Genomic DNA, 25800 nt, shown 5'->3' with positions numbered 1-25800 from the left:
GCCCGCAGCGCCCGCTTGATCTCGCGAATGATGATCGGCGATACGCCAAGAACGTCCAAGTCCTGCATTCGGACCCACGCCTTGGTCTCGGCCAGCCCCATATTCTGCCGGGCAGCCTCCCCCGCAAGCTTACGCGCCGAAATGCGCGAAAATGCGCGACAGGCCCATGCCGATGAACGACTTCATCGTCTGGGAGCAGGCGCCGACTTCCAAGAACATCGGTATAGGAACGATGCGCTCGGCGAGCTCGGCGTGCCCCTTCTCGACTAGCGCACGCTTCAACAGCGTGTTGTAGCAGCCAGTCAGCCGCACATACGTGAATCGCACGTCCTCCTCGATCGCCTTGAGTGTGGCGAGGATCGCGTTGGAGGTGGTGTACCGCTCGTTCCGTCTTGATTCGTACTCGAAATGAGCGTCGATGATCTGCGGCAGCGGCGCGCCGCGCATCCAAGGGTGGGCGAAGGCCGCAGCCCGTAGGTGGCTTCGATCCGCGGCAGGCCACTGGAAGATGTGGGTGTGGCATCGCTTAAAGATGGCTACCAGCCTTTCGTAGGCGCCAGGGCTGAGCGGATGGACCGGCATCAGGTACTCGGGCCCCTCTTTGGCGATCTTCGCCAGCATGTAGTCGTACAGCCGCTGCTGGCGGTAGACCGACACCGTTGGGCTGGCCCGGACGACGGAATCATCCAGGCGAACGAGCTGCTCCGCCGCGCGCAGGGCATCGGAGAGCTGGATGCGCACCTCGGATCGCGGTGGCACCTCCAGGCGATTCAGCGCCTCGTCGAGATGCCCCGCACGGTGGTCGGCATAGAGTTTTGTAAAGGTGTTCTCGAACTCATCGGCGCCCGAACGGTCAGGCTTCCGGTCCGGCTCACCAATGTAGGCGATCAGCTCCTCCGGCCGCTCGCGCACGTGCTCCTCCAGGGTCGAGCGGATCTCCACTTTGCGGCTCCCGGTCAGCGGCTGGCTGGGCCAGTCATCGTAATCGATGAGGTAGACGTCGCCCTCAAACTCCTTGCCGAGCCGCCCGGCACGCCCCGCCAGATTCCAAAAGTCAACGGACTCGAGAGGGGACTTGTTGCCGCGACGAGGCCGGTTGAGGAACAGGCTGCGGGCCGGGAGATTGAGCCCATGCAGCAGTGTGCTGGTGCTCACCAGGAACTTTAACTCGCCATCTCGGAAGGCGTCCTCGATGGTCCGCCGCAACAGGGGCGGCATGGCGCCGTAGTGGAAGCCGACCCCACTCAGGACGGTCTCGGCCAAGGCGAACTTGGGGTGCACGCTCTCCCGGATGAATGCCGACAGCTGTCTGCGCTCCGCGCTGGGCTCCGGCGAACCGGACGTCTCGGCGCGGGCAGCCTCGAGCTGCATCAGACCGGTCGCCAAGCTCTGGCAGTCAGCCGCGCCCTTGGCATAGACAAGGCTCTGACCGCCTTGGCCGAACAGGTTGGCGAGGTGCACCGTCGCCTGCTTGACCCCGGTCAGGTCGTCGCTGGCGATCAGCTCCCCGAGCGGCTGCTTCGCGCCGCCCATGTTGAGCGAAACCCGGATGCGGCGGGGATCAGCGCCCGAGGTATCCAGGTGGATGAGGTTCTGTGCCACCGCGACGTCGCGGCTTTTGTAGTGGCGGTAGTTCTTCAGGCCGAACAGACGACCGAAGATCTGCGGGTTGGACAGGTTGGGGCTGGCGAAGAACATCTGGACCGCCGCGTTCCGCCGCGTGAGCTCCTCCAGGACGGCGGTGAGGATCACGCCGCGCCCGCCGTCGCCCACGGCCTGCGCCTCGTCGACGATCACCAGATCGAAGGCCGCTTCCGGGTGGTTCGTGAGGATGAGCTGCAGCCGCTCCTGCGTCATAACGAACAGCGCATCGTTCGGGACCGGCTGGTCGGCCGTCAGGGGCACGGTAACGACACCGACCTCATCGGCACCGTCGCTGCGCAATGCGGCGACGAGCTCGCCCGACACCTGGTTGATCAGTGCACGCGTGGGGACGATGTAGACCACCCGGGGACGCGGCGGCGCCGCCCAGAGCCGCCGGATGAACGCCTGGAGCAGGAAGCTCTTGCCGGCCGATGTCGGTGCCGACGTCCCGAGCGATGCCCCCTCGTCGAGCGCGCCCCAGACATCCCATTGGAAGTCGGTGAGCACGATTTCGGATGAGCCGAGGGCCGTCCGCCGCACCATGACGGTGTGCCGATCAGGCGATGGCCGGCCTCGATCGCCACTGGGAGCGGAAGTCCTTCAGGCGCCTGCACCGTTCCATGGCTGAATCGGATCGCCGGAAAATTTCCCAGCCGTGACAGGACGAGATAGAGCAGCTGCGGCAGCTGGTCGTACGCCGCGCCGTACAGCGTGTAGATCGCCGTGGCGATCCGATAGGCGGCCTCCTTGTGCGCCGCCTCGGCGGACTGCGCGAGCACCGCAGCGGACTGCAGGAGGCGGGCGAGCGCATCGTCATCGAGAGCATCCGCGCCGTCAGCGGCGGCCTCGCCCAGGGCGGACCGCCGGACACGAGCCGCGATCAAGGTCAGCAGTTCCTTCTGGAACCTGGGATTGGCCCAGATCCGGTCGGCCAGTTCATCCAGCATCGCCGATGCCCGTGTGCTTGAAGAACGCGGTGCGGAACGCGTTCACCGAGGGGAAGGGGATCAGGAAGAACTCGAAATTCACCACCTCCATCCCCACAGCACCGAGCCTGCGCCGCAGCAATTCCACGGCTTCGGCCACGCGCTTCTCAAAGAATTTCCGGAACTCATCCTCGACTTGGTCCGGATGCAGCTTTCGCAGCTGTTCATAGCGGGCGTAATCGAAGCCGACGAAGCAAGCGAACACGTGCCGCCTCTGATTGCCCTTCTCCGAATAGGGGTCGAGATAGTCGAGCAGGGTATCGCGCAACGCTTGCTGATCCTCTCCGAGATTCATGTGGTCACGCACAATGTCGATCTCGCGATTCCGCTTGCCGTCGTCCTTGATGAAATCCCCCACGGACTCGAAGACAGCGTCAAGCGCATCGGATAGGTCGGCGTAGAGCTTGGACTCGCCCCAGTACAGAAGCAGGGTCATGCCGTCGTCGTGCAGACCGACATGGATGCCGTCGGTGCCATGCACCGGCATCTCCCGGGATGTCTTCAGGTACATCTTCGAGATCAGCTGCGGCGCCCGCAACGCCCACTCCAACAGGACGAACAGGATCAGTTCGCCCGGCTCCCCAGCCTTCTTCTGCTGCTCCTTGGCCTTGATGAACAGATCGCGCGCCTTCTCGAACTGCTCGAGCACCAGCCGTTCGGCCTCGTCGGGGTCGGCCTGCATCTGCGCCCGCACGCGCATGCGGTCCCGGCGCGGAATGCAGAACGCCACCAGCTGGTGCTTCAGGTACTTGACGAACTGTTCGATCGTGGGGAGGCCGTCCTGGAAGGCCAGGTAATAGAAGCTGGCCTTGACGCGCGGGAACCCGTCCACGGGGATGCTGGACACCGTCCGCACCCGCGCGTTGAACTTGTCGTGCTTCCCGGCGAGGAGGTCGAGGGCCTCCTCAAGGCTTATGGGCGTGTCCATGACAACTGCATCGAACACATGCCGTCACCGATCTGCCGGCTTTCGACGTGCTTGGCCTCCACAGCGAGCATCGCGCAACCTCACTTTCCCCGGATGGTATATTACCGCACCTCCGCCACACGACTTCCGCTTGTAACAAGCGCTCCTGTATCATTTTAAGCGCCAATCGCGCCATGATCCGGCGTACCGCGCTGTCGGGTCCCGCCGATCCTTCGATGCGGCTGCGCCGCATTGGCCGCGAATGCACGATCGGGTGAGCGTCACCCCAGCACGTGAAAGCCTATCATCGATACGTGCAACCTCACAAGTTCCTTGACCGCGCTTGACCAAGCTGTCAAAGTAACATTGTGATGTCGCACGTACCGTACAAAATCATCTCGCCCGAGCTGTTGGAGGCCGCCGCCGGCTGGGCGCCGAGGTATTTTGTCGGGTTGGCGGCAGCGGCTCTTCGCGCCGGCCGCGGCGGGCGATCGATCGGCGATTTGCGAGGGTGGATCCTCGAAGGTTGGCGGGTAAGCGACACGCCTGGCGCCCTCACCTACGACTCCAGAGCGGCGGCGACGCCGATTTACCGCCAAGCCAACATCGGTCACCTGCGCCTGCTGCCTTCGGAGCAGCATTGGTCTCCGCCGCGGATCGCCGGTCGGTGGTGCGCGCGTCCCGACGATGTTGTGCTGAACAAACTCGTCCCCGTGCGAGCTGCGTTCGTCTCGCCTAATGCGAGGCGACACCCGGTCGACGGCAACGCGCTCATCATTCGAGGGCTCACGACGTCAGCGGCGGTGTGGGTCGCTCTTTGCCTCAACCACCCCGGCTACGAGCAGCTTTTGCTCGTTGAATCGGGCGTGTTGAAGCGGGTCGGGCTCGGTGCGCTGGAGGCGTTGCGGGTGCCGCCCGTTCCGCCGGAAATGGACGGGCTGGCGGCGCGCGTTCGTGACATTCTCGACGACGCTACGCTGGTCAGCGAAGCGCTGCACCGGACGCGCGAAGAGGCCAACGCCGCGACGACGACGACGTCCCGCACCGAACATGACCTTGCCGGAGGTTCGTTCTTCGCCCGCGACGCGGTCTCGAACGAGAGCTGGCTGCCGTCCGCCACGGCGCTTCGCGCGGAACAGTCGGCGCTTGAAGAGGACTCCGGATGGGTCGCCCTGGACGAGCTTGCCAGCTTCGATGACCGCACCCGTCTCTGCCACGCCCCGGATGGCGCGCGCGTTCTACGGTTGAGCGACGTCGGTGACGACCTTCTCGCACCCTCGGCGGCCGATGCACACGCGTCGGAGTTGATCCCCAGCCGGACGCTGGCGAAGCCGCTCGTTGCGGGCGACGTTCTCCTTTCGACCCTCGGCACCAGCTTTCGCGCGGCCTATGCCGATGAGGACATGCCGCCGAACACGCACCCCGTGGACGGCTGGGTGCGGCTCCGTTTCCGTGAAACACCCGCGGCCTGGGCGCTGCTGCTAACGACGGCGGCACTGCGCTCTCAGGCGGCCCGCCTCACGGTCGGGTCCGCCCAGCAGTTCGTCCCGCCCGATGCCCTGCGGTCGTTGCGAGTCCCGGCGCCGTCGCGCGACGTGCGCGACCGCTGGCAGCGTGCCATCGAGCAGCACCATGCGCAGCGCCGCTCGCTCGATCGCCGCTGGTCGTCGCTCATGAACGAGCTCGCCGCGCTGTTCGACGCCGTCCACGCGCCGTTCATGCCATCTCCCGTGCGTATGAAGGAGGCGCTCCGGTGACGCTACGACACGCCGAGGACCTGCTGGACACGCTGAAGCGCAAGCGTCTCAGCCTCGATGAGTTGCACGAGCGCGCACGGCTGTCGGGTCTGGACTGGAGCCGCGATCAGGTCGAGCTCTTCCTCCTGTGCGCGCCGGGGGTCGAGCGCGACGAGTCCGGCACCTTCCACGTGGGCGCCTCCCGCCCCGAGGAGGCGCTGGAAACCGCCATCATCGACGCCGTTCGCTCGTTCGCCGGCAAACCGATCCAGGCGGCGCAGGTCCGCGCCCGCCTCCCCGCTGACTTCGTGACGACGAACGAGCAGATCCTCGCCATCGCCCGGCGCGCCGCCGGGCTCGACGTCTTCGGCCCGAACCTCATCCGCATTGCCCCGTAGGCTCAGGTAAACACCCATGGCACGTCCCAAGAAGGTTTCGCCCGACACCACGACGAAGGAGGCGGCATCCGTCGGCTCCGAGGAGAGCAACGTCCTCGCGTCGCTCACCCATACGCTCGCGGTCGCCGGCTTCGATCAGAAGCATGACCTCAAGGTGAGCGAGCCGGGAATGGCGGCCGCCATGGTGTGGGGCCGCCACGAAGGCGTGGAGACCGCGCGGGTGCTGGCTCTTGTGCTGCCCCCCGGCGCCTGGAACCGCAGCAACGCCGACGACGTGGCGGCGCTGTCATGGACGTTGCCGCCCTCCGACACAGCGGCGGACCATTACCCGCAATTCGCCGTGGTCAAGGACGCCGAGGGCAAGCTGGAGGCGGTCTTCGACGTGACGCCGGGGACGCCGCATCAGATCGACAAGCTGCCGGGCGTCCGTGAGATCAACGACTACGAGCGCATCAAGGTCGACCCGACCTACCGCTGGTCGATGCGCATGTACGACCGCCTGATGAAGGGCTTCAACGCGCTGCACGAGCGCATCTACCAGACGCACAAGGATCGGGTGAACGGCAAGAACGACATCATCGAGGAGGTCGCCAAGCTCCTCTTCCTGGAGTCGTTCCGCCTGCACCACCCTCCCCCGCTGTCCTTTGAACACGAAGGACGGACGCTGGATCTGATGAACGTCTTCTCCGCAGCGCACGTGAAGGCGCACGGCCGCGCCGCGGTCGCCGAGATCCGCTCGGCCTTCGCGCATTTCAAGCTGCACCCCGACTACATTGTCACCGACGACGCCGGCGAGGAACACCCCATCTTCGACCGGCACAGCTATCTCCGGCTCGAACAGCCGGGCAACTACGAGGCGGTCCTGTCGCTCATCCAGGATCTGGGGCCGGTGACGGACAACCGGAACCAAGTCCTGAAGAAGCAGGGCACGCTCGCCGACATCGCCGCCGACGTGCTCGGCCGCGCGTTCGACGTGTTCCTGCGCGCCAACTTCGAGTCGAAGGGCGGCCTCGGCATCTATCTCACCCCGGCGCCGGTGAAGCAGGCGATGCTGGCTATGGCCTTCCACGACATCAAGCGGAGCACCGAGGACGCGGCCAAGCTCGTCGCCCACGACAAGGGGCGGCCCGCCTTCCGCTTCTGCGATCCGGCCTGCGGCAGCGGCGGCTTTCTCTCGGTGGCGCTCAACCAATTGCGGCGCACGTTGGACGAGCTTAGCGGCCGCCGCACCGCGACCGAGGACGACCGCCGGAAGCTGTTCGCGGAGATGTGCGAGCACAGCTTCGTTGGCGCCGATTCCTCGCCCCAGATGGTGATGCTGGCGCGGGTCAACATGGCGCTTCTCGGGGCGCCGAAGGCCCGCATCTTCTACACGCAGAACTCGCTGACCAGCCCGCAGCTCGAACCCGGCAGCTTCGACCTGATCTGCACCAACCCGCCCTTCGGCACGCCCAAGTTCAGCAAGGGCCAGGACACGGCGAAGAAGGCGCACGAGGAGGCGATGCAGGCTATCCTCGCGACCTACCGCTCCGACCTCGAACCGCGCACCGGCCGCGGCGGCGGCTACGACTATTCGCCGACGGTCACCGGCCTTGCCATGGGCGGCTCGCCCAACAGCAAGGGCGTGTGGAAGGAGGCCTCCACCAACACCGACCCGGCGGTGCTGTTCCTCGACCGCTGCCTGCAATTGCTCAAGCCCGGCGGACGGCTGCTGATCGTGCTGCCCGATGGTGTACTCTGCAACTCCGGCGAACGCTACGTGCGCGAGTACATCATGGGCGTGAAGGACGAGGCGACGGGCGAGTTCCACGGCGGCAAGGCCATCGTCAAGGCGGTCCTCAGCCTGCCGTCCGACGCCTTCAAGCTGTCGGGCACCGGCGCCAAGACCAGCGTGCTCTACCTCCAGAAGCGCCACGCCCGCAAGGACAACCCGGAGAAGTTCCAGGACGAGCCGCAAACCGATGTGTTCATGGCCGTCGCCGAGACGCTCGGCTACGTCGTCAAGAACAACGTCGAGGATTACGGTGCGGGCGTTCCCAACGACCTTGCCGCCATTGTCGGCGCGTATGTGCGGGGGGAGTAAATGGTCGTGACCACGCGGATTGGGTCTCTCGGCCTTACACCCAATCGACTTGATCCTACATACTATCGGCCAGAACATCTCCGCGATTGCGAACTCCGTGCTTTGTGGGCACGAGAATCGCTCGATGAATTGAGGGCATCATCAGCGCCTATTGTCTACGGAGTTCTCAAGCCAGATGACCGCGGTGCGAAATTTCGCGTTGCGAAGGCAGAACGCTTCGACGGAATGTTTGTTTCCGCCGCTGACTGTGATCCGGTCAGTGAAGAGTTGTTCCGTGAGTTCGGGCGGGCTGAGGCAGTCGATGGCGACCTACTTGTCGCCATTGGCGGTTATGTCGGGCGCCCTGCGATGCTGCGTTTAGAAGACGGGCTTCGTGTCGTGGTGAACCGACATCTCGCACGCGTTCGCATCGATACCGGTCGGGTCGACTCTGGTTGGGTTCTTGCGTATTTCTCGTCTCCTCTTGGAGAACGGCAGCTTGCGCGCGAGATAACTGGTTCAGTTCAGGCTGGTATTAACCTGTGTGATTTGCGCCTTGTTGAGGTTCCTCTGCCTGCTTCGGAAGCCCAACGCTACATCGGCGACAAGGTCCGGCAGGCCGGGCGACTGCGTGCGCGTGCGAGGACGATGCGCCACCGACTGAACACGCTGCTCAACCTTCCTCACGTGACCGATGCCCTTCGCACTGCAGACCGGCGGGCAAACCGTGTTCCTTCAGCAAACCTTAACAACCGGCTTGACGCAAAGTACTACGGGCGACGAGCGATGAACGTGCTCGAGTCGGTCTCAAGGAGCAGCGTAGAACTTGGATCGCTCGTAGAAAATGTGAGCAACGGGTTCGAGCACCGCAATTTTTCTGATCTTGGCACCCCGTACATCACCGTGGCCGAGGTTTCTGGTGGGCGCCTTGCACTAACAACCGCACCTAGACTTGGGCCGAATGTTCCGATTCCGGAGAAGGCGAAAATCGATACACGGTGCGTGTTGGTGGTGCGCACGGGGAGCATCGGAGTTGCAGTGCCCGTCTTTGAAGATGACACATGCGCCGCGATCAGCAGTCACCTTATTCGTTTGAGGTACAAATCCGAGCAAGAAGCTGCTGTTGTTGCGGCATTCCTCAATTCTGATGCGGGCCGAGTGCTCCTGCAAAAAATCTCGTATGGTGCCGTGCAGCCGCAAATAGGTCAGGACGAATTGCTTTCGCTGCCTCTACCCAGGGCTTTGATAGAGCAGTCTTCGGCGATTCACGTCGCGCTTAAAGCCGAGGACGCTTGTCTGAGAGCGGTTGAGCGTCTTGTCTCTTCTGCCAAGCTCCTCGTCGAATACCTCATCGACGGCCGCCTTTCCGAAGCCGACCTGATCGCCGCGCAAAAGGGGCTGGAGGCCGGCAAACGTGACGCCGACCGGGCCGTCCTCCAATCGCTCCGGCAGGGCGATGGCGCCGACGCCCCGCCGCTGATCCCCGACCTCGACGGTCTCTATGCGCTCCTTGACGAGCCGGACGAAGGGAGCGGCCCATGACCGTCGCCGCCCTCCAGCGGCGTGCGCTCACGCGCACGGTGGACGCGGTGCGGAGCCTGCTCGCGCAGGGCGAGGTGCCGGCGTCCGCCCTCGACGGCCTGGAGGGAATACAGTCCGGCGGTCTGTGGAGCGAACGGGGAGCGGTGCTGGTGGCGACCCCGCTCGCCGTGGCGCTCGCCGACCGGTTGCCCGACGCGGCGGAGGCGGCGCCGGCGGTGGTCTCGCTGCTGTCCGATGTGCGCGCCGCGTGGCTGCGCGTGCTCCGCGCCCGCTTCACCGAGATGAGTGAGCGCGGCGACGTTGCGGCGCTGGCCGAGGCCGTGACCGGCGCAGGCGACCTCGCCGGCGCGCTCGTGGCGGTGGAGGCTCCGTCGCTGTCGCCGACTCCCTTCGGCGAACTGGAACGCTCCGTGCTGCCCGCCGCCGCCCATGAGGCTCCGGCCTTTCCGGTGCTGCTGCGCGCGCTGGCCGCGACCGCCGGAATGGCGGACGGCGCGCCGACGCCGCAGCCGTTGCCCGACATCGTCTTCGACGACCCGTCAACGGCCTGGCGGCCCGGGCGGCTCCTGCGCCTGCCGGAGGCGACCGACACCGCGCCCGCGACTGTGGTCCTCAGCGGCGCGCTCGACGGCCGCGGCGGCGAAGGCGACGTCATGCGCTGGGCGCTCCATCATCCCTGGGCCTTCCTGCTCGCCCAGATGGTGTTCACCAAGGAGGCGTGGGAGGCCGAACGGGTGTCCGGCGGCATCGCCTTCGAGCTGGAGCCGGCCCACCTCCCCCAGTTCCAGAGGCCGCCGTGCGTCGAGGTGGTCGTCACGCGGCCGAACGGCGAGGAGGTCCGCTGCGGCTCCCTCGGCGAGCTGGTGCGGCGCGCTCTGGCGCAGCTCGGCGTCACGCTTCTCGGTCATCGCGTCACGGCAAGCACGCTCGACGACCGGCTCGGGCTCGTTGTCGACGCCGTGCAGCGGCGCGGAGTCTGGCGTTTTGAGCATGGGACCGGCGCCCGGCACCCCGCCTATGCCATCGATCCCGCCTTCTCCGACGCTTGCTACCGCGCGCTCGGCAGCCGGGCCTTTTACCGGCTGGGTTCCCCGGTGACCGCCGCTGTGCGCCGGGCCGCCGAGACCTGGGCCGCCGAACGGATCGCCCGCGCCGGCGCCGGAACGAGCGGCGAGGTGGCGTCATGACGGCACCCTCCGAGCCACTGCTCCACCTCGAACGCCCCGCTTTCTGGACCGAGCCGGGCGACCCAGAGTCCTGGTTTCGCGCCCTCGACGCGCTCGCGGCACAACGGAGTGCCCCACTGACCGGCACGCCGCGTGCGGTGGCCGACCGCTGCCTTTCCGGGGTGATTTCCCGGCGCGGTGCGGTCGGTCTGTTCGGCCTTTTCCGGCGGGAGGACCGCACGCTGTTGCCCGGCGTGGGCCTTGTCGCCCGCGACGCGGACGACCGTTGGGAGCTGACCGACGATGCCCATGCGCTGCTGCGGCACTGGAAGGACGAGCCGGCGCGCGGGCTTGAGCGGCTCTCGGCCTTGCTCCTGCGGGAGAGCCCGTGGCTGCGGCTGCTGCTGCTGCGGCTCCAGCGGGGCGACTGGGAACTCAGGCATTGGGCCGCGGTGCGCAGCGGGCGCGCGGGGCTGAAGGCAGGCGTCTCGCTCCTCCTGCACCGCCATGGCGAGCCGGCGGCTTGGTTCGCCGGGCTCGAGCAGCGGACGGCGGGACGTTGGCTTGCGCGGACACGCAGCGTGGGAATGGCGTACGATCCCGACGTCCTGAAGCGCAGGAAGCGCAAGGACAACCTCTCGCTGGCGCCGCTCGCGGCCCCCCTGCATCTGCTGGAGTCGGTGGGCTGGCTCAGCCGCACCGGCGACGTGACGCTGCCCGGCGCGCTGGCGGCCGACCTCGCCGGCACGTCCACGCCGGCGCAGGCGCTCAGCGACATCACAGCCGGACAGGCGGATCTGCGTGGCTTCGTCGCCGTCGAGCCGGTGCTGCGCGCGTTGCTCGCGACCTACGGTGTGAGCCCCGGCGACGACACCTTCGCGCGCTGGATGGACACGCTCATGGAGTTGGCCATGGCGCGGGGCGCGCTGGAACTGCTCGACGCGGAGCCCGGCCAAGCGCGCCACGGACGGGGCCTGCACGCCGACGCATCGCGCAAGCTCGTGCGCTGGGTCGTCCACTCCGAATTCAACGATGCCTTCCACAACGCCTGGGCCGCGCTGGGGACTGAACGGGAGCAGACACGATGACCAACAAGGCGAAGCACCAGTGGGCCGCAACCGGCGTGTCGAGCTACCCGCTCAGCCACCCCATCGTCGGCCAGGGCCGCTTCTTCGAGGCGTTCCGACACTTCATCCACCTCGTCGACGACGAGGCGGAGAAGTTCGCGCACGTCTTCGCCGTCGTCGCGCGCTGGGGCATCGGCAAGTCGCGCCTAGGTTACGAGCTGGTGGCGCAGATCAACGATACCTCGCGCGGCTGGTGGGTGCGCGGCGACGATGGCGCCTTGAGCAAGGCACAGCTCTTCCACGACGACCAGGACCGGGACCAGTACCTCGGGCTCTACGTCCGCTACAGCCAGGTCGCGAACGACTACAACAACGTCGATAACTGGTTCGCCTACGGCCTCTACAAGGCGCTGCTGCCGCTGGCCCGCGGCACGTTCGACGGCTCGATCCAGGGCCAGATCGCGAAGGAGGCGGCCGACCGCCTCGCCGTCGCCGGCTTCGACGCGCAGAGGCTCGCGGCGGCGCTCGAGGTTTCGGCCAACCACTCCGACGAGACGCTCTACGTGGACCCGGAGCTGGCGACCCGGCTCTGCCAGGCGGCCTACGCCTACCTTCAGTCGCTGGGCATCAAGTACGTGCTCGTGGTGCTGGACGAGTTGGAGACCGCCGCCGAGGCGGCGACCTTCGGGCTCGATTCGACCGACATCAAGCACCTCGACGGCCGTGCCATCAAGCTGATGGGCAAGGCGATCAAGGAGGAGGATCCACGCCGCAAGCTTCCCTGGCTGCGCTACGTCGCCCTCTGCTCTCCGGCCATCGGCGACGAGCTGCGCGAGATCCAGTCGACCGTGCGCCGCTTTGAGATGGAGGAGCTGCAATCGAACGCCTTTTCCGACGTCAGCGACTTCGTGCAGGCGTTGGGTGACGACGGGCGGCTTGCCGAGTCCTACCCGCAGGGGCTGGTCGAGGCCGCGTATGCGATGAGCGCGGGCAACTTCGGCTGGTTCAACGTCATCATGGCGAGCATCGACGAACGCCTGCGCGACAAGCGGCTGCGGGGCGAGACGGACACGCCGACGGTGGGCTCCCTGTTCGACGAGCTGGTCCGGGTATCGGGGCGGGTGCGCCAGCACGTCCTCGATCACAACGCCATCGCCATGCTGAAGATGCCGGATCGGTCGCATTTGGCAACCGCACGCGACCTGCTGTACGGCCAGCTTCCGGTCCCCCTCGACGCCTACTCCGCTGAGACGCGCGCCGCCGTGCTGGGCGCCCGCAACGAATACGACGAACCCGTCGTCACACTGTTCAGCCGCGTTGCGTGGGACGGGTTAGAGGCGGCCGAAGCGTTGCGCGTGTCGAAATTCACCCGCGACCGCGGGATGTGGCGGCTCGGCGGCGTCGATCAGCCGCTCGACCTCGGCCAGCTCCTCTCCAACCTCGGCACCTACGCCATCCATGAGACGAAGGGACGGCCGCGCACCGATGGCAAGCACACACTGGTCGTCCCGTTGCGCCAGACCGACTTCGTCCACCTCGTGTCGCTCCTCTATCCGCACCCCGCCGCCGAAGACGCGGCGCGCGCCCTGTGGCGCCGCTTCCTCGGGGCGGAGGATCTCGAACCGGACACGGCCACGCACGTCGGACCGAGCGTGGAGATGATCGCCCGGCTCGATCTGCGGCACCGCAAGCAAGGCCAGACATCGCTCATCTTCCGCGACCCCGACCAGAACGCCGCCCACGAGGCGGCGCTGTCGGCGCTGCGGGCGCAGACCGAGCAGCAGCGGGCGCGGCAGATGCTGGTGGGCGCGATGCGCGTCATCGACCAGCATTGGGCCTACGACGCCGTGGCCTCGGGCATCCGCGACGAGTCGCTGACCGTCATTGGCACGGCGCCGCGAAGCCGGGGAGCCTCGGGGGGCCTGGTCACGTTCGACGGCCTGAAGCTGCATCCGAGGGGGCGCGTTCTCTTCGCGTGGGTGAAGAACGACGACGAGCTGGTGAGCCTGTGCAAGGCGGCCAGCACCCAGTTCGGCGAGGAGGGGCGAACGCCTGTGGTCGCCTTCACGGCCTCCCGGGCCTTGGCAGACCGGATGGCGAATCCGTCCGTCCAAACGCTGAGGGATGCGAAGGGCTACCTGCTTCTGTATCAGCTCACCTCCACCGAGGAGCACATCCTCCACCAGGTCGGCGTCGCGACGTCGGCGTGCGTCGGCTTTCGCCTTGATCACCACGGATTCACGACGGCGTTCAACAACCGCCTGCAAAGCCTCGTGCGCCAGTTTTCGGACGAGGTGGGGCGCTTCCGCCGTCAACTCGACGATCTCGGCCGCATCGCGTGGCCGTTCCGGCCAGCGGGTCGGCTCAAGGAGGCGGAGGAGGAACTGCTCAGGAGAGCTTGGCGCGTCCTTGCCATCGACAAACAGGAGTCGGTCACCCTCGCCGATCTCGATGATAAGTCAAGGGTGGACGTCGAGGCGCTGAAGGCGCTCCTGGCCAAGCTTGGGGTGTCGCCGAAAGCCCGCGCCGCCGGCTACCTCGACAGCGAACGGGCCGGGCTGTTCTCGCGCCTCGACGATTCGGCCGAGCCGCTGTTCCCTGCCTTCCTCGTCGGCACGATCAAGCGCGTGCTGGATGGCGAGTGGTCGTTTGCCCATGCCGAACACGAGTGGTTCTGGGGCTACATCTGGGAGGGCGTCAAGCCTAAGGAAATCTACCTGGAGTGGATGTCGCTCATCTGCGAATTGGGATTCGGAAAGCCGAAACCCGGTGCGACGACCAACGACGTCTACACGCCGACGACCCGCTCCGAATTGCGCGGATCCGTTCAGGAAGCGGACAACTGGCTGACGACCGAGTACCCGACGCTGGTCAGCGACATGGAAACGGTCTTCGGCGCCGGGCTCGTGAAGGAGCTGTTCGCGTCGGAGAGTTCCGGACCAGGGACTAAGACACTCAAGGCCCGCGAGAAACTCAAGGAGAGCCGCACCGACCTCGACGCGCTCGATGCGTTCGAGACCCGGTCGGCAACGGCTGAGAGCTACCGCATTGCCGCGCAGCGCCGGCGGCGCGTCCTGGACGCCGTCAACTGGGTCTACCGCCGCGAGGACTTCCAGGCGCTGCAGCAGGATGCGAACATCCGGACCCTCGACATCCATCTCGACGATGTGCCTTTGTGGCAACGTATCCGCCGCGCGTCCCTGTTCGCGGGGTTTGTCCGCCGTGCCGAGGAGCGCATCCGCGTGCGGACCGTGTCATTGGCCGACGAGATCCGCGTGGACGTGGCGTCGCTTCGGGGGTTCCCGATCGCCCTCTTCACGCTCTCCCTGGAAAAGATCGTGCACATTCTCGATGGTGCCCTCGCACCGACCGCCACGCCCGGGGCGACTGAGGTCGGTCAGGCGAAGGAGCCCGGCACACTGAGGCAGCACCTGCGCGACTTCCAGGTCGCGGAGGCAACCCTACAGCTGGAGAACCTCGCGCGTGAGGTGGGCCTCGACTTGGTGACCTGGAAGGAGCATCCGCTCGACCGGTGCGAGGGCCAGATCATCACCGCGTTCCGTGAGCTGAAAGGCGTTTATGAGAAACTGCGGACGGACCTCGATGACGCGACGAAGCGAATTTCAACCCTTCAGACGGTGCTGACGCAGGCGCCGGCCGACTTTCGCTACCCATCCTCGGCGATACCCTTCGACAAGCTGCAGAAACGGCCAGCCCTGATTCAAGAGGCCTTGGAGAATGCGCAAGCGGAGGACGTGGAACGATTGCGTTCCGAATACGACGGCCCGGCGCGGTTGGGAAACTTCCAACCCCTGATGTTGAAAGCCCGCGATCTGCTCGAAGAGCCGCGCAAACCCCTGATGCTGTTGCTGAGCAGCGTCATAACAGTCGAAAACGCCGTGACCGAGTACCGGAAGCGCCTTCTCGAGGACCCGCAACTGTTCTGGTCGCAGCGCAGCCGCGAAGCTCTCGCGCATGCGCTTGGGGTGGCCGGGCCGAAGCCATTGACCTTCACGGACATTGAAGACGCAGGCTCGCTCGTCGCGGCGCAGGCATTGGTCAAGGCACACACCCAGGGCAACAGCGCCGAGGGCGAGGCGCTGCTCCATGGAGCCGGCGTGAGCTTCGACCGCTGGTGCGCCATCGTGGCCGCGCTCGATGACGGGCGCGATCCCGACTTGGCGCTACAGGAAGCGGACGCGCTGGTGCGACGCGGGCTCATCCAGAGAACCTATCGCCTGGGGGAACGGCCATGACCGTCCCGGTTTTTCTCCACGGAGCCCTCGCCACCCATCGTCGCGGCCGGATCCTGCAGGAGGCGCTGGCGGCGACGGCAACGTCGGAGCTGCCCGGCAGTCGCGCCGCCGTCCTTGCGTTCGCCGACGGCTTCCAGGGTGCCGACGACGGGGAGCAAGCCCGGCTAGTCGAGTGGACCCGTGCGCCGGGGCACCTTCTCCTCCTACTGCCCCCCTTCGCCGTTGCGCCCAGCGAGCGTCCCGTCTCCTGGCGGGCGGAGCGGATGGAGTCCGCGCCCCGTGGAGGCGAAGGGCTCGCCACGGTGCTGGCGCCCGAAGTCTCGTACCGGCTGACCGGCAGGCTCCAGGCACCGGCGATGCCGGGTGCGACGTGGAGCGATCTCAGCGTCTGCGTGGGCGCCTACCGACTCCACCCCGCAGCCGGGCTCTTCGCGGTCACCTGCCTGCCGCTGTGGTCCCTCGCCGTGCTGGATGTGCCCGCAGAGCTTCAGAGCTGGCTTGGAAACCTCGTTGCGCTTACCGGGGAAACCCAAGCCGCTCCGACACCCGCGACGGCTTCGCTGCAGCCCGACCATTACGGCTTCTTGGTCTTCCTGCTCAGCCGGCCGTTCACGGACGAGGAGGAGGTCGTCGCGGCGCTTCGGTCCTCGCCGGTGTTCCGGTTCTCCACCGAAAAGGCGCGCGCGCTCCTGACGGAGCTGCGCAAGCAGGGCCTCGTTCTTGGCGTCACGCCGACGGCCGACGCGTACGATCTGGTGATGCAGAGCCCATACGCGCCTTACGTCAGCGCGCTTCGCGAAGGGTCCAGCCGATGAAGACCGCCAACCGTTCGCTCGCACAGACGCTCGCGGTACAATCCCAGGTCCGTCTGCCCGGGACCGTTGGGCGACTGCTCAAGCAGATCCGGGACCTTGAGCGCGTTGCGCCGCTGTTCGTGAAGGCGGGGCTCGTTCGAGCCATCGATCGTCCGAACCCGATCAACACCCGGGTATCCGGAATCGCGACGCATTCCGCGACCGCGAGAACGATCGGCGGCTTTCTGTACGGAGCAGTCGCAGCGCGATGCGACCTCCTGGTCGAGCACAACGCAATGTCGACGGCGGGCCAGGACAGCGCGTGCGAGATCGACGACATCAACTACGAGAACCAATCGAAACGCCTCGCCCTGGTGGCCATGCGGCAGGCCTACGAACTCGCCGAACGGGCGGTTTCGGAGGAGCGCGCGCGGCTCATCTTTCTCGACACGCCGCTGGTCATGGACCGGGGCATGGTTCCGCCGGTCAACCGCACCGGCGACGAGGGATACCAGGCGGCCTACGCGGCAACGCTCGACGCCATAGAAACGTTCTGGTCACGCCATCGGGAGCGCCTTTTCCCCTGGCAAGCCGGTGGACCCATTATCGTCGGCCTCGCCTCGCAGCGGTTCGGCGCCATCGTGCAGTCGGCGCAGCAGGATTTGCGCTCGCCGGAGGGGCGCAGCCAGCTCTTGCCGACCGAAGAGTTCGACCATAGCCACCTTGCCGCGCTCGACGGCGTTCGCGACGCGATCCTCGGCGTCGGTGAACGGCGCTTCGTCCACGGGATTCTTGGGAGCTTTACGAGAACGGCTGCCTTCCGGATGAACGTCCACGCTCCGCGTATGGAACCCGGGTCCGTCGTCGATCTGGGCGTCATCGGGCTTCACTTCCGGGCGGGACAGACCACGGAACCGCGCTTGATGCAGCTCGTCGGCGACGCGCCCACATGGACGGCCAAAGCCATCGACGAGGTTGTTGGCATGACCATGGCGCTGACGGCGGTGGGCGGCGCGCTGACGGCACCGCTGCCGGTCCAACTTGCGGAACGGGAACTGAACGCCCTTGGACCTTTCCTCGAAAACTACAGCCGAAGCGTCGTCGGTGAGCTGAAGCGGCGCGAACTCGAGAGCATCTGGCTTTCGGATTGGGATCTCGCGACGTAAGGAGAATTCGCCATGGCCACACACATGCTTGGCCGCCTGGTCGGCAACACCGGCGACCCGACGAACCTGTCGATGGTGCTGAACTCATCTTTCGCCGGCCGGCGGGGCGAGTTTGTACGCGTCCGACACCGCGAACAGGAAGACGGTGGCGCATCCGACGTCCTCGCGAGGATCGTCAGCATCAGCCGCAGCAACGTCCTGTACAACTCCGGGCTCGGCCAAGCAGTGACGGAGTTGGAGCTGCTGCCCGGCGCACATGTGACGGGCGAGCATATCATGGGCAAGCTCGAAGCGATCGGCTACCGGGATGCCGAAACGGGGCAGATCAAGATGCCCCGCCGCGCCCTCGATCCCGGCGCGCCGGTCGAACCCGTGGATTTCCAGTTCCTGAGCGCATTCTATGAGTTCCAGGAGCACTCGAGCCTGCACATCGGCAACCTTGTCGGCTACGAACGTGGGGCCACGGCGGTTCCCGTCTATCTCGACGTGAACCGCCTCGTGACCGAGCACCTGGCGGTTCTGGCCATGACAGGCTCGGGCAAGTCGTACACCGTCGGCCGCATCATCGAGCGCCTCGTCGCCCTCAACAACGGCACCGTCGTCGTCTTCGATCCCCACGGCGAGTACGGGCGTGCGTTGCAGGGCGGGCGCATGCACTTCAACGAGCGGCCCGACGAGCTCGAGGACCAGCGAGACCGAACGGTGCTGCCAGCGATTTGTGAGGCGTTCACCCGCCTTCGCGAGGCGGGCGCCGGCGTCTCGATCTACAGCCCACAGATCGCCTCCTTCCGACAGAAGTATGCCGGTGCCAATCAGGAGCTGTCCCTGCAGTTCGACCACTTCGAGATGGACGATCTCAGCGAGATTCTGCCGGGACTGACAGAGCCTCAGCAGCGTGTTCTGGACGTCGCCATTCGCTACTGGATCGCGCACGAAACGACAACACCGCGAGACATCAACCGCCTGCGCCACTATCTTGGCGACGGCATCGAAGACGTTCGGCAGTGGGATGAGCTGAGCCAAGCGGAGGCGGCGGCACTGAACGGTCGCAGCGCCGCAGTCGCCTCGATGAAGCTCTCGCGCGTGTTACAGGAGGCACAAAGCTTCTATCACTCGGGATTGGCCGGAGCGACGGACATTTACGACATGGTCGGCAGGCCCATGGATCGTCGCGGCCGCCTGGTCATTGTCGATCTTCAGGGGCTCAGCGATACGGCGAAGCAGGTCATCACAGCCTTGATCTCGAGTGAGATCTTGCGCGCGGCGTCGAGCAAGACCGACCGCATCCGCCCGTGCTTCATCGTCTACGAGGAGGCGCACAACTTCGCGCCGGCCGGCGAGCCGGCTGTGAGCCACCGCATCATTAAGAAGATTGCCGGCGAGGGACGCAAGTTCGGCGTCGGCTTCGCGGTCGTCAGCCAGCGGCCGTCGAAGCTCGACCCGGACGTGACGTCGCAGTGCAACACGCTGATCGCCATGCGGCTCCGGAATCCCGACGACCAGCGTTTCATCGCGAAGACCTCCGACATGGTGAGCGCGGCGGACCTCGAGCAGCTTCCCGGTCTCTCGACGGGCGAGGCGCTTATCTGCGGCCGATCGATCCCGGCTCCTCTGCTGGTTCGCGTCGGCACAAAGGCGCTGATTCACGGCGGCGAGTCGCCCGAGGTGCTCAATGTCTGGGGGAGGTTTGGTGGCTAGCGTGAGCGACATCTGCAGCCAGCTCACTATCAAAGCCGCGACGTTCCATCTGCCGATGTGGACAGAGTGGGGGGTTCGTGACGTTGGGCACTTGGTTCACAGCCTTGGCTGCACGTTCCTCACGGCGGCCGGCCGTGACCTCGGCTTCGCGGCGGTCTCCGAGGTGCCCGCGCCGCGCGAAGGACCGCTTGCGCACGTTGAGGAGGACGTGCGTTCGGATTCCGTCTGGTTCGATCGGACGACGAGGCGGGTGGCGCTGGTGGCCGAGTTCGAGCGCTACGCGGGGAAGCAAAAGGACTTGCGTCCAAAGGTCGAGACTCTGCTCCTCGCCCAGCAGCGGTGGGCCTGCGAGGACGCAATCCTGCTGTTGGCCTACTGGAGTGTTGGGTTCGTGACGCTGCCCGATCACGACAGCCTTCGCAGCATCGTGCGTGGAGGCTTCAGTGCGATGGGTGGTGTGCGCGTCCCTGGCAATCCGAAGGCGCGACTGATGTTCTACCAGTTTGTCGTTCGTGCCGGGCAGGACGGCCTGATTCGGCTCGAGAATATCATCCGACGAGGCGAACCATGACGACCAAGTTCTTCGTCCCAAGAGCCGATCGGCGCCTCGGTGAGCGCTACGAGCTTGTTGAGTGCCTGGGCGACGGTTCTTACGGGTGGGTCTGGCGAGCCCAGCGACTGTCGGACGGCGCCCTCGTCGCGGTGAAAATTCCCAAAGCACAGGGCAAGCGGAACGAGGAGCTGGCCGAAGGCTCGCCGCTCGTTGGTCAGCCCTCGCACCCGTGCGTCGTCGACGTCCACTGGATGGGGCGTGTTCCGCCGGAGCGCGAGTGGTACGCGATCGAGATGGAGTACTTCCCCTCGATCACGCTGGCGCAGCTCCTGGATAGGGGCGAGGAGGGCTTTGTTGCCAGTTATGATAAGCTGCTGGGCGTCTTCGAGCAGGTCGTTGAAGGCTGCGCTCACCTGCATCGCGTGGGCATGTCCCACGGGGACATCAAGCCACAGAACATCCTCGTCTCCGCGGAACGCGTGAAGCTGACCGACTTCGGTTCGAGCGTTCTACCCGAGGACATGTACGCGCGAACACGCGAGAATGGCGGGACGATTCTCTACTCCGCGCCGGAGATCGTCGGCGCGACGCTGTCGACGAGAGACAGCTCATCCCGGTTCCTCAGCGATATCTATAGCCTCGGCGTACTGCTTTACCACCTCGTCACCGCGCGGCTTCCGCACGACACGCTGAGCCAGGTGGCCCGTCACGTGCCGTTCCCAAGAGCCCGCGAGATCAACTCTTCGGTGTCACCACCGCTCGATGACTTCATCGACCGCTGCCTAAGGCTCGCACCGGAGGACCGCTGGCCGAGCGCCGACGCGATGCTCGACGCGTTTCGTGCGGTGCGACGCGCACAGGTTCAGTTCACGCCCACCCGCGCTCTCGCGGTCACGCGTGCGCCACACGAGGACTGGTCAACGCAGGCTATGCTCCTCGTTGAGCGCGGCGACTACCGCGACGCGGAGCTGGTGGCGCGCGCGGAATTCGAGTCGTCAAGGGACGCACAAGCCTTTCTCCTCATGGTCCAGGCGTCATACCGGGAGGGGCGCTACTTCGACTGCATCCGTGACCTCGAATCCCGGACCGATGTAGTCGAAGCCCAATCGTCCACCGGCGCCGAGCTCCGACGTCTCGCGCTTTCGGCATACCTGGAGGTACGCCAAGTGGATCGCGCCAGGACCTTCGTCGCGAAGTGTCTGACAGACGCGCCTGACGCACCGGAACTGTTGCTCAAGCATGCGTCGATTCTCGCGCTCGATGCGAAGTACGAGGCAGCAGCCGAGCAGCTCATGGCCTTGCACCGGCGACTGCCGGGCAAGCCGGCAATCCTCCGGAGGCTCGTCGCCGTATTTGAGCAGATGCGCGATACGGGAAAGGCTGCGGCCTTCCTGCGGGCTTACCAGAAGGCAGTGCCCGACGATCCATGGGCGGTCTCGAAAGCCGAGCAGTTCCGCGCGCTTGGGCTCACGTGAAGCAATAGCTAGAACAAACTCTTTTCGGCTCTGAAAGCTAAGGCCATGCGCTTGTGTAGCCGCAATGGCGGAACCAGCTGCGGGCATTGGGATTGGGGATTGGGTGGCGGCTGTTTCACCCGACATTAGCACAGCGGATGCGCCGCAGCTGTGGAATTCGTTGGAGTAGCTCATGTGAAGCAGCGTAGTCTGCGTCGTGGCCATCCAGCGCTTTGAGGTTATCACCAACGCCGGTGGGCGCCACGCCTGTTCCGCCGAAGAGAATATTTGGGCTGTCGGCTATGGCCCAAGCCTGGTGCGGTGCTGTCGCTGTGCACCAGCCTGATCTACTGCTTTTCCTTTTCTGAGCGCCGTTTGGGTTCCGGAATCTTTCCCCGTGCCATTCGCTCAACGAATGCTGCTGTTTTGGCGATCAAGTCGATGGAAATGCCAAGCGGAACCTGGTCATGACTAAGATAACGAGAGACGTAAGCTGCGCTAGTACCCGTGAGTTCAAGACGCCGAGTAACAATGAAGGCCACCGCTTCTGCTTCGATTTCCATCGACGCCTTATCAAGACCGGCGCGCCCCGGCCACCACCGATCAACGTCGGCGCCAAGGTGCCCTAGCATAACGTGCGCAATTTCATGACAGAGGATGCCGAACTGACTGGGAGGTGCCAGCTGGCTGTGCACCGCAATGCGCATTTTCCAGCCCTTCGCTTCGCTCTCTCGCATTGCGAAGCCGGCGTTGGTGGACGAGAGGGGCTTGAAATCCACTCGAATCCGATGCCGCCCCGCGTTCTCGATCAGCCGCTGAAGCCAACTTTGATCGAAGTAGCCCTCAAACTGGGCAAACGTTTCGAGCTCTTTGGGCAACGGTGGGCCGACCGTCTGATCCAAGTCATAAACCAGCATGACCGGGTGCATCGGTGCGAGAATGATCATCGGCTTAGCGTCTTCGACCAACTCGCGATTAAAGCGAATGCGCCAATCACGGGCCGTCGCATAGAAGTTGCAACTTGGATTTTGCAGTCGCACCAAAAGATTGTTGTATGGTGCGTAGTCCCTGAAGCCCGCCATGAAGTTAATCATCTCTTGGAACGCACCCGATTCACGATAAAGCCGACTCTCCTGAACCAACGCATCAATGGTTGATCGTGCCTCGAGCTCCGGTGGCGGGTTACGAAGCGCCGATTCGAGATCATTCCCTTGCAAGATCAATAAGCAGTAATCGCGATCGGCCCTTGTGAGTTTTCGTCTTTCGGCAAGCCGGCGCAGGAGGGGCGGCAGGAGGCGCGCTGCCTCAAGGCCCACTTGATTGCGCAGATCATTGACGAGCTCTTGGGCCGACGGGCGCCGACGCGTGCGCAGGAGGACGAGCATAAAATCCTCGACCGCCTGGGTAAGGTCTTCAGTCTCGAAAAGATCGCCTTGAGCGATGCCTATCACTCGTCAATGCTCCCGCCATGGTTGATTGCGCCCGCACTTCGAACTCTGCTTTGCGATGCCAGCGCGTTCGATTTCCATGCCTTCTCACCCCTGAGGCGCGGGTCGCCGTAGCGATCCATCAGCTCCCGCGCCACTTTGGGGCCAAATTGATTTCGAACGTAGGGATGCACGTGCAAGTGCTCCAACGCGTCCCGCACGGTGCGCCACGCAAGGTGTTGACTGTTGCGTTGTCGGCTACGTCCCTCGACCAGCGTGTCCAGCTTGTCCTGGGCCTCGAGCGACAGGCCCTGGGACTGCGGGAGGTACAGGAATGCGCGACCGCTGACCGCGAAGGGATCGCCGGCCGGTTGGGTGCCCGCCGCCTTCTCCTCCTCGTCCACCTGCGGCTGCGCTTCGGGAACCGGCCCCGGAACGAGGCCGCCTAAGTCGACGTGCTCGCTCCAGCGGTCGAACACGAAGTGCTCCTGCCTCGCGGCCACCCAGGGCGTCAGCGCACCGCTGTGGGAAATGACGAGCTGGTACTTGGCACGCGTCATGGCGACGTAAAAGCGGCAGGCGTCGCGGAACTGCTCCTCCTGCGGCATGTCGGCGGCGGGAAGCACGCCGTCTTGGCAGTTCAGAATGCACATCACGTCGAACTCGTAGCCCTTCGTCTGCTCAAGGTCCGACAGGAAAATGTGGCCGTCGCCGAGCGCGCGCGTGCCGTCGAGCACGGGCAGGCCGAGCCGCTCGCCGAACTTCTGCATGTCGCGCAGTGTGAAGCCGGCGACGGCGATGCAGACCTTGCGCGGCTTCTCGTCGATGTAGTCCTTGGCGATGGCCAGTGCGCACGCGACCTCCTGCTGCAGCGATGCGGCTTGCAGCACCAAGGGTTTCGGCGTCGAGAAGTTCGCGTATTCCGGTTCAATGATCTCCAGCTCGCCGTCGAACTGAACGTCGTTGGCCAGCGTGCCGACGAACACCTCGTAGGCGGCGCGCAGAATCTCCCGACTGTTGCGGTAGTTCCGCTCGAGCTTGCGCGACCGCGCCCCGGGGATGTCGATGCCGGCGTCGCGGAACGACTGGTGCTTGGCCTGGACCTGCTGCGCGAGGTCGCCGCAGAGGAACAGATCGTTCTCGCCGGGAGCGGCGAGGCGGCGCAGGATGGCCAGCTCAATAGTTCCGAAATCCTGCGCCTCGTCGACGAGCACGTGCGCGTATTCCGGCTCCAGCCGATCCACGTACCGGTGCAGTTGCACCGACAAGCCGAGCTGGTCGATCACCCCCACGTCCCGCATCTTGCGTTCCCACGCGTCCAGGGCGCTGACCACGGTGGCGCGCCACGGCGTGTCGAACGGCACGCCCCGCCCCCGGCGCTCGACGCTCTTGTCCAGGTAGCCCGACCGCCGCTCCCGCCCGAACGCGCTGCGCAGCCAATCGAATTCCTGGCGGATGTAAGCCTCCGGGCTGACGCCGCGGCTGTTCAGCGACTTGTGAACGCCGATGAGGCACGCCGCTGAGTCGTTGTTGCGCCAGCACCGGTAGTACTCGCGCCAAATTTCGTCGATGTGCTCGTTGAGCTTCCACGTGATGTCACTGTAGAGACGGTCGTTCTCAGGTTCGAAGCGATGCAGGTAGCGCTGGCAAAGCTCGAAGAACGAGGTGACCTGGATGCGCTGCGCCACGCCCTCGGATGGGGAGACGTGGTCGACGAGGCGGCGGATCAGGGTGGCCAGCGGGCGGTTCAGCGTGACGATGAGCACCGGCTTGCCCGGCGTGCGCTCGGCCAAGCGCACTGCGCGCTTCACCACGATGCAGGTCTTGCCGGAACCGCTGACTCCCGACAGCTTGGCGGGGCCGTTGAAGTCCTCGTCGACGATGGCCTGCTGCGCGGGATGCAGGAACAGCATCCAATCCTCGTAGCTGGCCGTCTGCATGAACCGCTCGATCCAGCGCACGTAGTCGTCCGACCCGACGCGAATGACGCGCACCGTCGTGCCATCGCGCACTTCGACCACCTCGTCGTCGTCGAGGTCGAGCAGCGGCTGAGCGTCGCCGGTGAAGAGCTGGATGCGCCGCACCGCCTCATCGAGGTCGCCTTCACGAAGCGCCGTGAGCACGTCGTAAATGGCGTGCGCCTGCTCCTGGTCGCCGACGCGCGTGGTGGCGTTCCAAATGTCCTCCGGCGAGCTGGTGCTCTCCAACTTCATCAGGCTCGTGAGCACGCTGGCGCTCAACCCTTCGGTGAGCGCGTCGAGTTGCTCCGGCGGCAAGCGCTCGGCCAGAGGACCGGGGGCGAGGTCGGTGCCGCCCTTGCGCGCAGCCGTTCCGTCAGCAGTCTCGGGCGTTCGGAACGTCACCTCAACCCGCCGCTCGGTGTCGATGGTGGGGGTGAGCCCCTTGTGCCCCTCCAGCCAGCGATCCGTCTCGTCATGAGTGCCGCAAAAGCATAGGAAGACGAAGCGCTCGTTTTGGACGGTGACCAAGCGGTAACCGTCGCCTAAGTCGTACTTCACGCAATGGTCAATGCGGCTCTCGCCGTTGTTCGTTACCGAAAGCGTTCGGAACGGGAGTTCCGACCCGTGCTCGATGTCGTAGATCAGCACTTTGAGGCGGTTGGCGACTTTCTGGGGGCGCCCTCCGCGGGCGTGGAGCGCAACCAGCTGGCGGTCAAAGTCTTTGAGACGCTGGTAAGTGATGACCATTCGTGCGTAGTCCTCGCGCCGACCGCAGTGCCTGCGTCCGCCGGTTCCTATCCGGCGCACCCCCCTACGGCTTCTTTTCATCAAAGATTCTGTCAAAAAAAGTCGTGGATATACAAGTGCTTTCATGCACTAGGAGAGCGTGAGGTTGCCTTGTAACCCACGGATTGTATTTTTGTGGGGCTCCGACTGGCCGGCGCGGGCGGATGGTCTTCTCGCCCGGCCGGCCGTCGAGGGAG

The 25800-nt window shown here is 65.5% G+C and carries 16 protein-coding genes; 12 read left to right on the top strand and 4 right to left on the bottom strand.

What is annotated here, in order from left to right; all coding sequences use genetic code 11:
- Positions 1-129: 129 nt before the first annotated feature.
- Both AMK58_RS01880 and AMK58_RS01875 read right to left on the bottom strand, forming a co-directional pair.
- The gene (locus AMK58_RS01880) at positions 130-2187 is read right to left on the bottom strand and encodes a DEAD/DEAH box helicase (RefSeq protein ID WP_035669476.1); all 2058 of its coding nucleotides are present in this window, start codon (positions 2185-2187) and stop codon (positions 130-132) included.
- Positions 2188-2580: 393 nt separating this feature from the next.
- A complete protein-coding gene (locus tag AMK58_RS01875; RefSeq protein ID WP_035669478.1) occupies positions 2581-3558 on the bottom strand; it encodes a HamA C-terminal domain-containing protein in 978 nt (325 codons plus the stop codon).
- 350 nt (positions 3559-3908) lie between these two features.
- Between AMK58_RS01875 and AMK58_RS01870 the strand changes: the two genes are divergently transcribed.
- Genes AMK58_RS01870 through AMK58_RS01815 form a run of 12 tightly spaced genes read left to right on the top strand, consistent with a single transcriptional unit; the run spans position 3909 to position 21450 of the window.
- Positions 3909-5294 carry a restriction endonuclease subunit S gene (locus AMK58_RS01870; protein ID WP_035669481.1) on the top strand — a complete coding sequence of 462 codons (1386 nt, stop codon included), beginning with the start codon at positions 3909-3911 and terminating at the stop codon, positions 5292-5294.
- Positions 5291-5671, top strand: coding sequence for a hypothetical protein (locus tag AMK58_RS01865; protein WP_051139991.1), 381 nt, complete (start codon positions 5291-5293; stop codon positions 5669-5671). Before AMK58_RS01870 ends, AMK58_RS01865 begins: the two co-directional genes overlap by 4 nt.
- A 16-nt stretch (positions 5672-5687) precedes the next feature.
- Entirely contained in the window at positions 5688-7754 is a 2067-nt protein-coding gene (locus AMK58_RS01860; protein ID WP_035669487.1) for an HsdM family class I SAM-dependent methyltransferase, read from the top strand.
- 6 nt (positions 7755-7760) lie between these two features.
- On the top strand, positions 7761-9275 hold the full coding sequence (locus AMK58_RS30215; protein ID WP_144026804.1) for a restriction endonuclease subunit S: 1515 nt from the start codon (positions 7761-7763) through the stop codon (positions 9273-9275).
- On the top strand, positions 9272-10462 hold the full coding sequence (locus tag AMK58_RS01850) for a hypothetical protein (RefSeq protein ID WP_059398538.1): 1191 nt from the start codon (positions 9272-9274) through the stop codon (positions 10460-10462). Before AMK58_RS30215 ends, AMK58_RS01850 begins: the two co-directional genes overlap by 4 nt.
- Positions 10459-11529: a hypothetical protein gene (locus AMK58_RS01845; protein WP_137165163.1), complete on the top strand. Its 1071-nt coding sequence runs from the start codon at positions 10459-10461 to the stop codon at positions 11527-11529. Before AMK58_RS01850 ends, AMK58_RS01845 begins: the two co-directional genes overlap by 4 nt.
- Positions 11526-15764 carry a hypothetical protein gene (locus AMK58_RS01840; RefSeq protein WP_051141020.1) on the top strand — a complete coding sequence of 1413 codons (4239 nt, stop codon included), beginning with the start codon at positions 11526-11528 and terminating at the stop codon, positions 15762-15764. The genes AMK58_RS01845 and AMK58_RS01840 overlap by 4 nt, the downstream gene beginning before the upstream one ends.
- Positions 15761-16579: a hypothetical protein gene (locus AMK58_RS01835; protein WP_035683411.1), complete on the top strand. Its 819-nt coding sequence runs from the start codon at positions 15761-15763 to the stop codon at positions 16577-16579. Before AMK58_RS01840 ends, AMK58_RS01835 begins: the two co-directional genes overlap by 4 nt.
- Positions 16576-17724, top strand: coding sequence for a hypothetical protein (locus tag AMK58_RS01830; protein ID WP_035683413.1), 1149 nt, complete (start codon positions 16576-16578; stop codon positions 17722-17724). The genes AMK58_RS01835 and AMK58_RS01830 overlap by 4 nt, the downstream gene beginning before the upstream one ends.
- Positions 17725-17736: 12 nt before the next feature.
- On the top strand, positions 17737-19422 hold the full coding sequence (locus tag AMK58_RS01825) for an ATP-binding protein (RefSeq protein ID WP_035683415.1): 1686 nt from the start codon (positions 17737-17739) through the stop codon (positions 19420-19422).
- A gap of 1 nt (position 19423) precedes the next feature.
- Entirely contained in the window at positions 19424-19993 is a 570-nt protein-coding gene (locus tag AMK58_RS01820; RefSeq protein WP_059398536.1) for a hypothetical protein, read from the top strand.
- Positions 19990-21450, top strand: a complete 1461-nt coding sequence (locus AMK58_RS01815) for a serine/threonine-protein kinase (RefSeq protein WP_035683419.1) — start codon at positions 19990-19992, stop codon at positions 21448-21450. Before AMK58_RS01820 ends, AMK58_RS01815 begins: the two co-directional genes overlap by 4 nt.
- Positions 21451-21776: 326 nt before the next feature.
- On the opposite strand, the gene AMK58_RS01810 is transcribed toward AMK58_RS01815, so the two are convergent.
- Both AMK58_RS01810 and AMK58_RS01805 read right to left on the bottom strand, forming a co-directional pair.
- Complete coding sequence (locus AMK58_RS01810) at positions 21777-22880, bottom strand: M48 family metalloprotease (protein WP_035683420.1); 1104 nt, start codon at positions 22878-22880, stop codon at positions 21777-21779.
- Positions 22877-25564 carry a UvrD-helicase domain-containing protein gene (locus AMK58_RS01805; protein WP_051141022.1) on the bottom strand — a complete coding sequence of 896 codons (2688 nt, stop codon included), beginning with the start codon at positions 25562-25564 and terminating at the stop codon, positions 22877-22879. The genes AMK58_RS01810 and AMK58_RS01805 overlap by 4 nt, the downstream gene beginning before the upstream one ends.
- Positions 25565-25800: the final 236 nt, after the last annotated feature.

Source organism: Azospirillum brasilense (assembly GCF_001315015.1).
GTDB lineage: Bacteria > Pseudomonadota > Alphaproteobacteria > Azospirillales > Azospirillaceae > Azospirillum > Azospirillum brasilense.
Note: the sequence above shows the minus strand (reverse complement) of the source record. Positions and strands in the feature narration are given on the sequence as shown.

Coding starts and splice junctions, on each gene's coding strand:
- AMK58_RS01880 (WP_035669476.1), bottom strand. CDS start 2,187: ATGGTGCGGCGGACGGCCCTCGGCTCATCCGAAATCGTGCTCACCGAC.
- AMK58_RS01875 (WP_035669478.1), bottom strand. CDS start 3,558: ATGGACACGCCCATAAGCCTTGAGGAGGCCCTCGACCTCCTCGCCGGG.
- AMK58_RS01870 (WP_035669481.1), top strand. CDS start 3,909: ATGTCGCACGTACCGTACAAAATCATCTCGCCCGAGCTGTTGGAGGCC.
- AMK58_RS01860 (WP_035669487.1), top strand. CDS start 5,688: ATGGCACGTCCCAAGAAGGTTTCGCCCGACACCACGACGAAGGAGGCG.
- AMK58_RS01850 (WP_059398538.1), top strand. CDS start 9,272: ATGACCGTCGCCGCCCTCCAGCGGCGTGCGCTCACGCGCACGGTGGAC.
- AMK58_RS01845 (WP_137165163.1), top strand. CDS start 10,459: ATGACGGCACCCTCCGAGCCACTGCTCCACCTCGAACGCCCCGCTTTC.
- AMK58_RS01840 (WP_051141020.1), top strand. CDS start 11,526: ATGACCAACAAGGCGAAGCACCAGTGGGCCGCAACCGGCGTGTCGAGC.
- AMK58_RS01835 (WP_035683411.1), top strand. CDS start 15,761: ATGACCGTCCCGGTTTTTCTCCACGGAGCCCTCGCCACCCATCGTCGC.
- AMK58_RS01830 (WP_035683413.1), top strand. CDS start 16,576: ATGAAGACCGCCAACCGTTCGCTCGCACAGACGCTCGCGGTACAATCC.
- AMK58_RS01825 (WP_035683415.1), top strand. CDS start 17,737: ATGGCCACACACATGCTTGGCCGCCTGGTCGGCAACACCGGCGACCCG.
- AMK58_RS01815 (WP_035683419.1), top strand. CDS start 19,990: ATGACGACCAAGTTCTTCGTCCCAAGAGCCGATCGGCGCCTCGGTGAG.
- AMK58_RS01805 (WP_051141022.1), bottom strand. CDS start 25,564: ATGGTCATCACTTACCAGCGTCTCAAAGACTTTGACCGCCAGCTGGTT.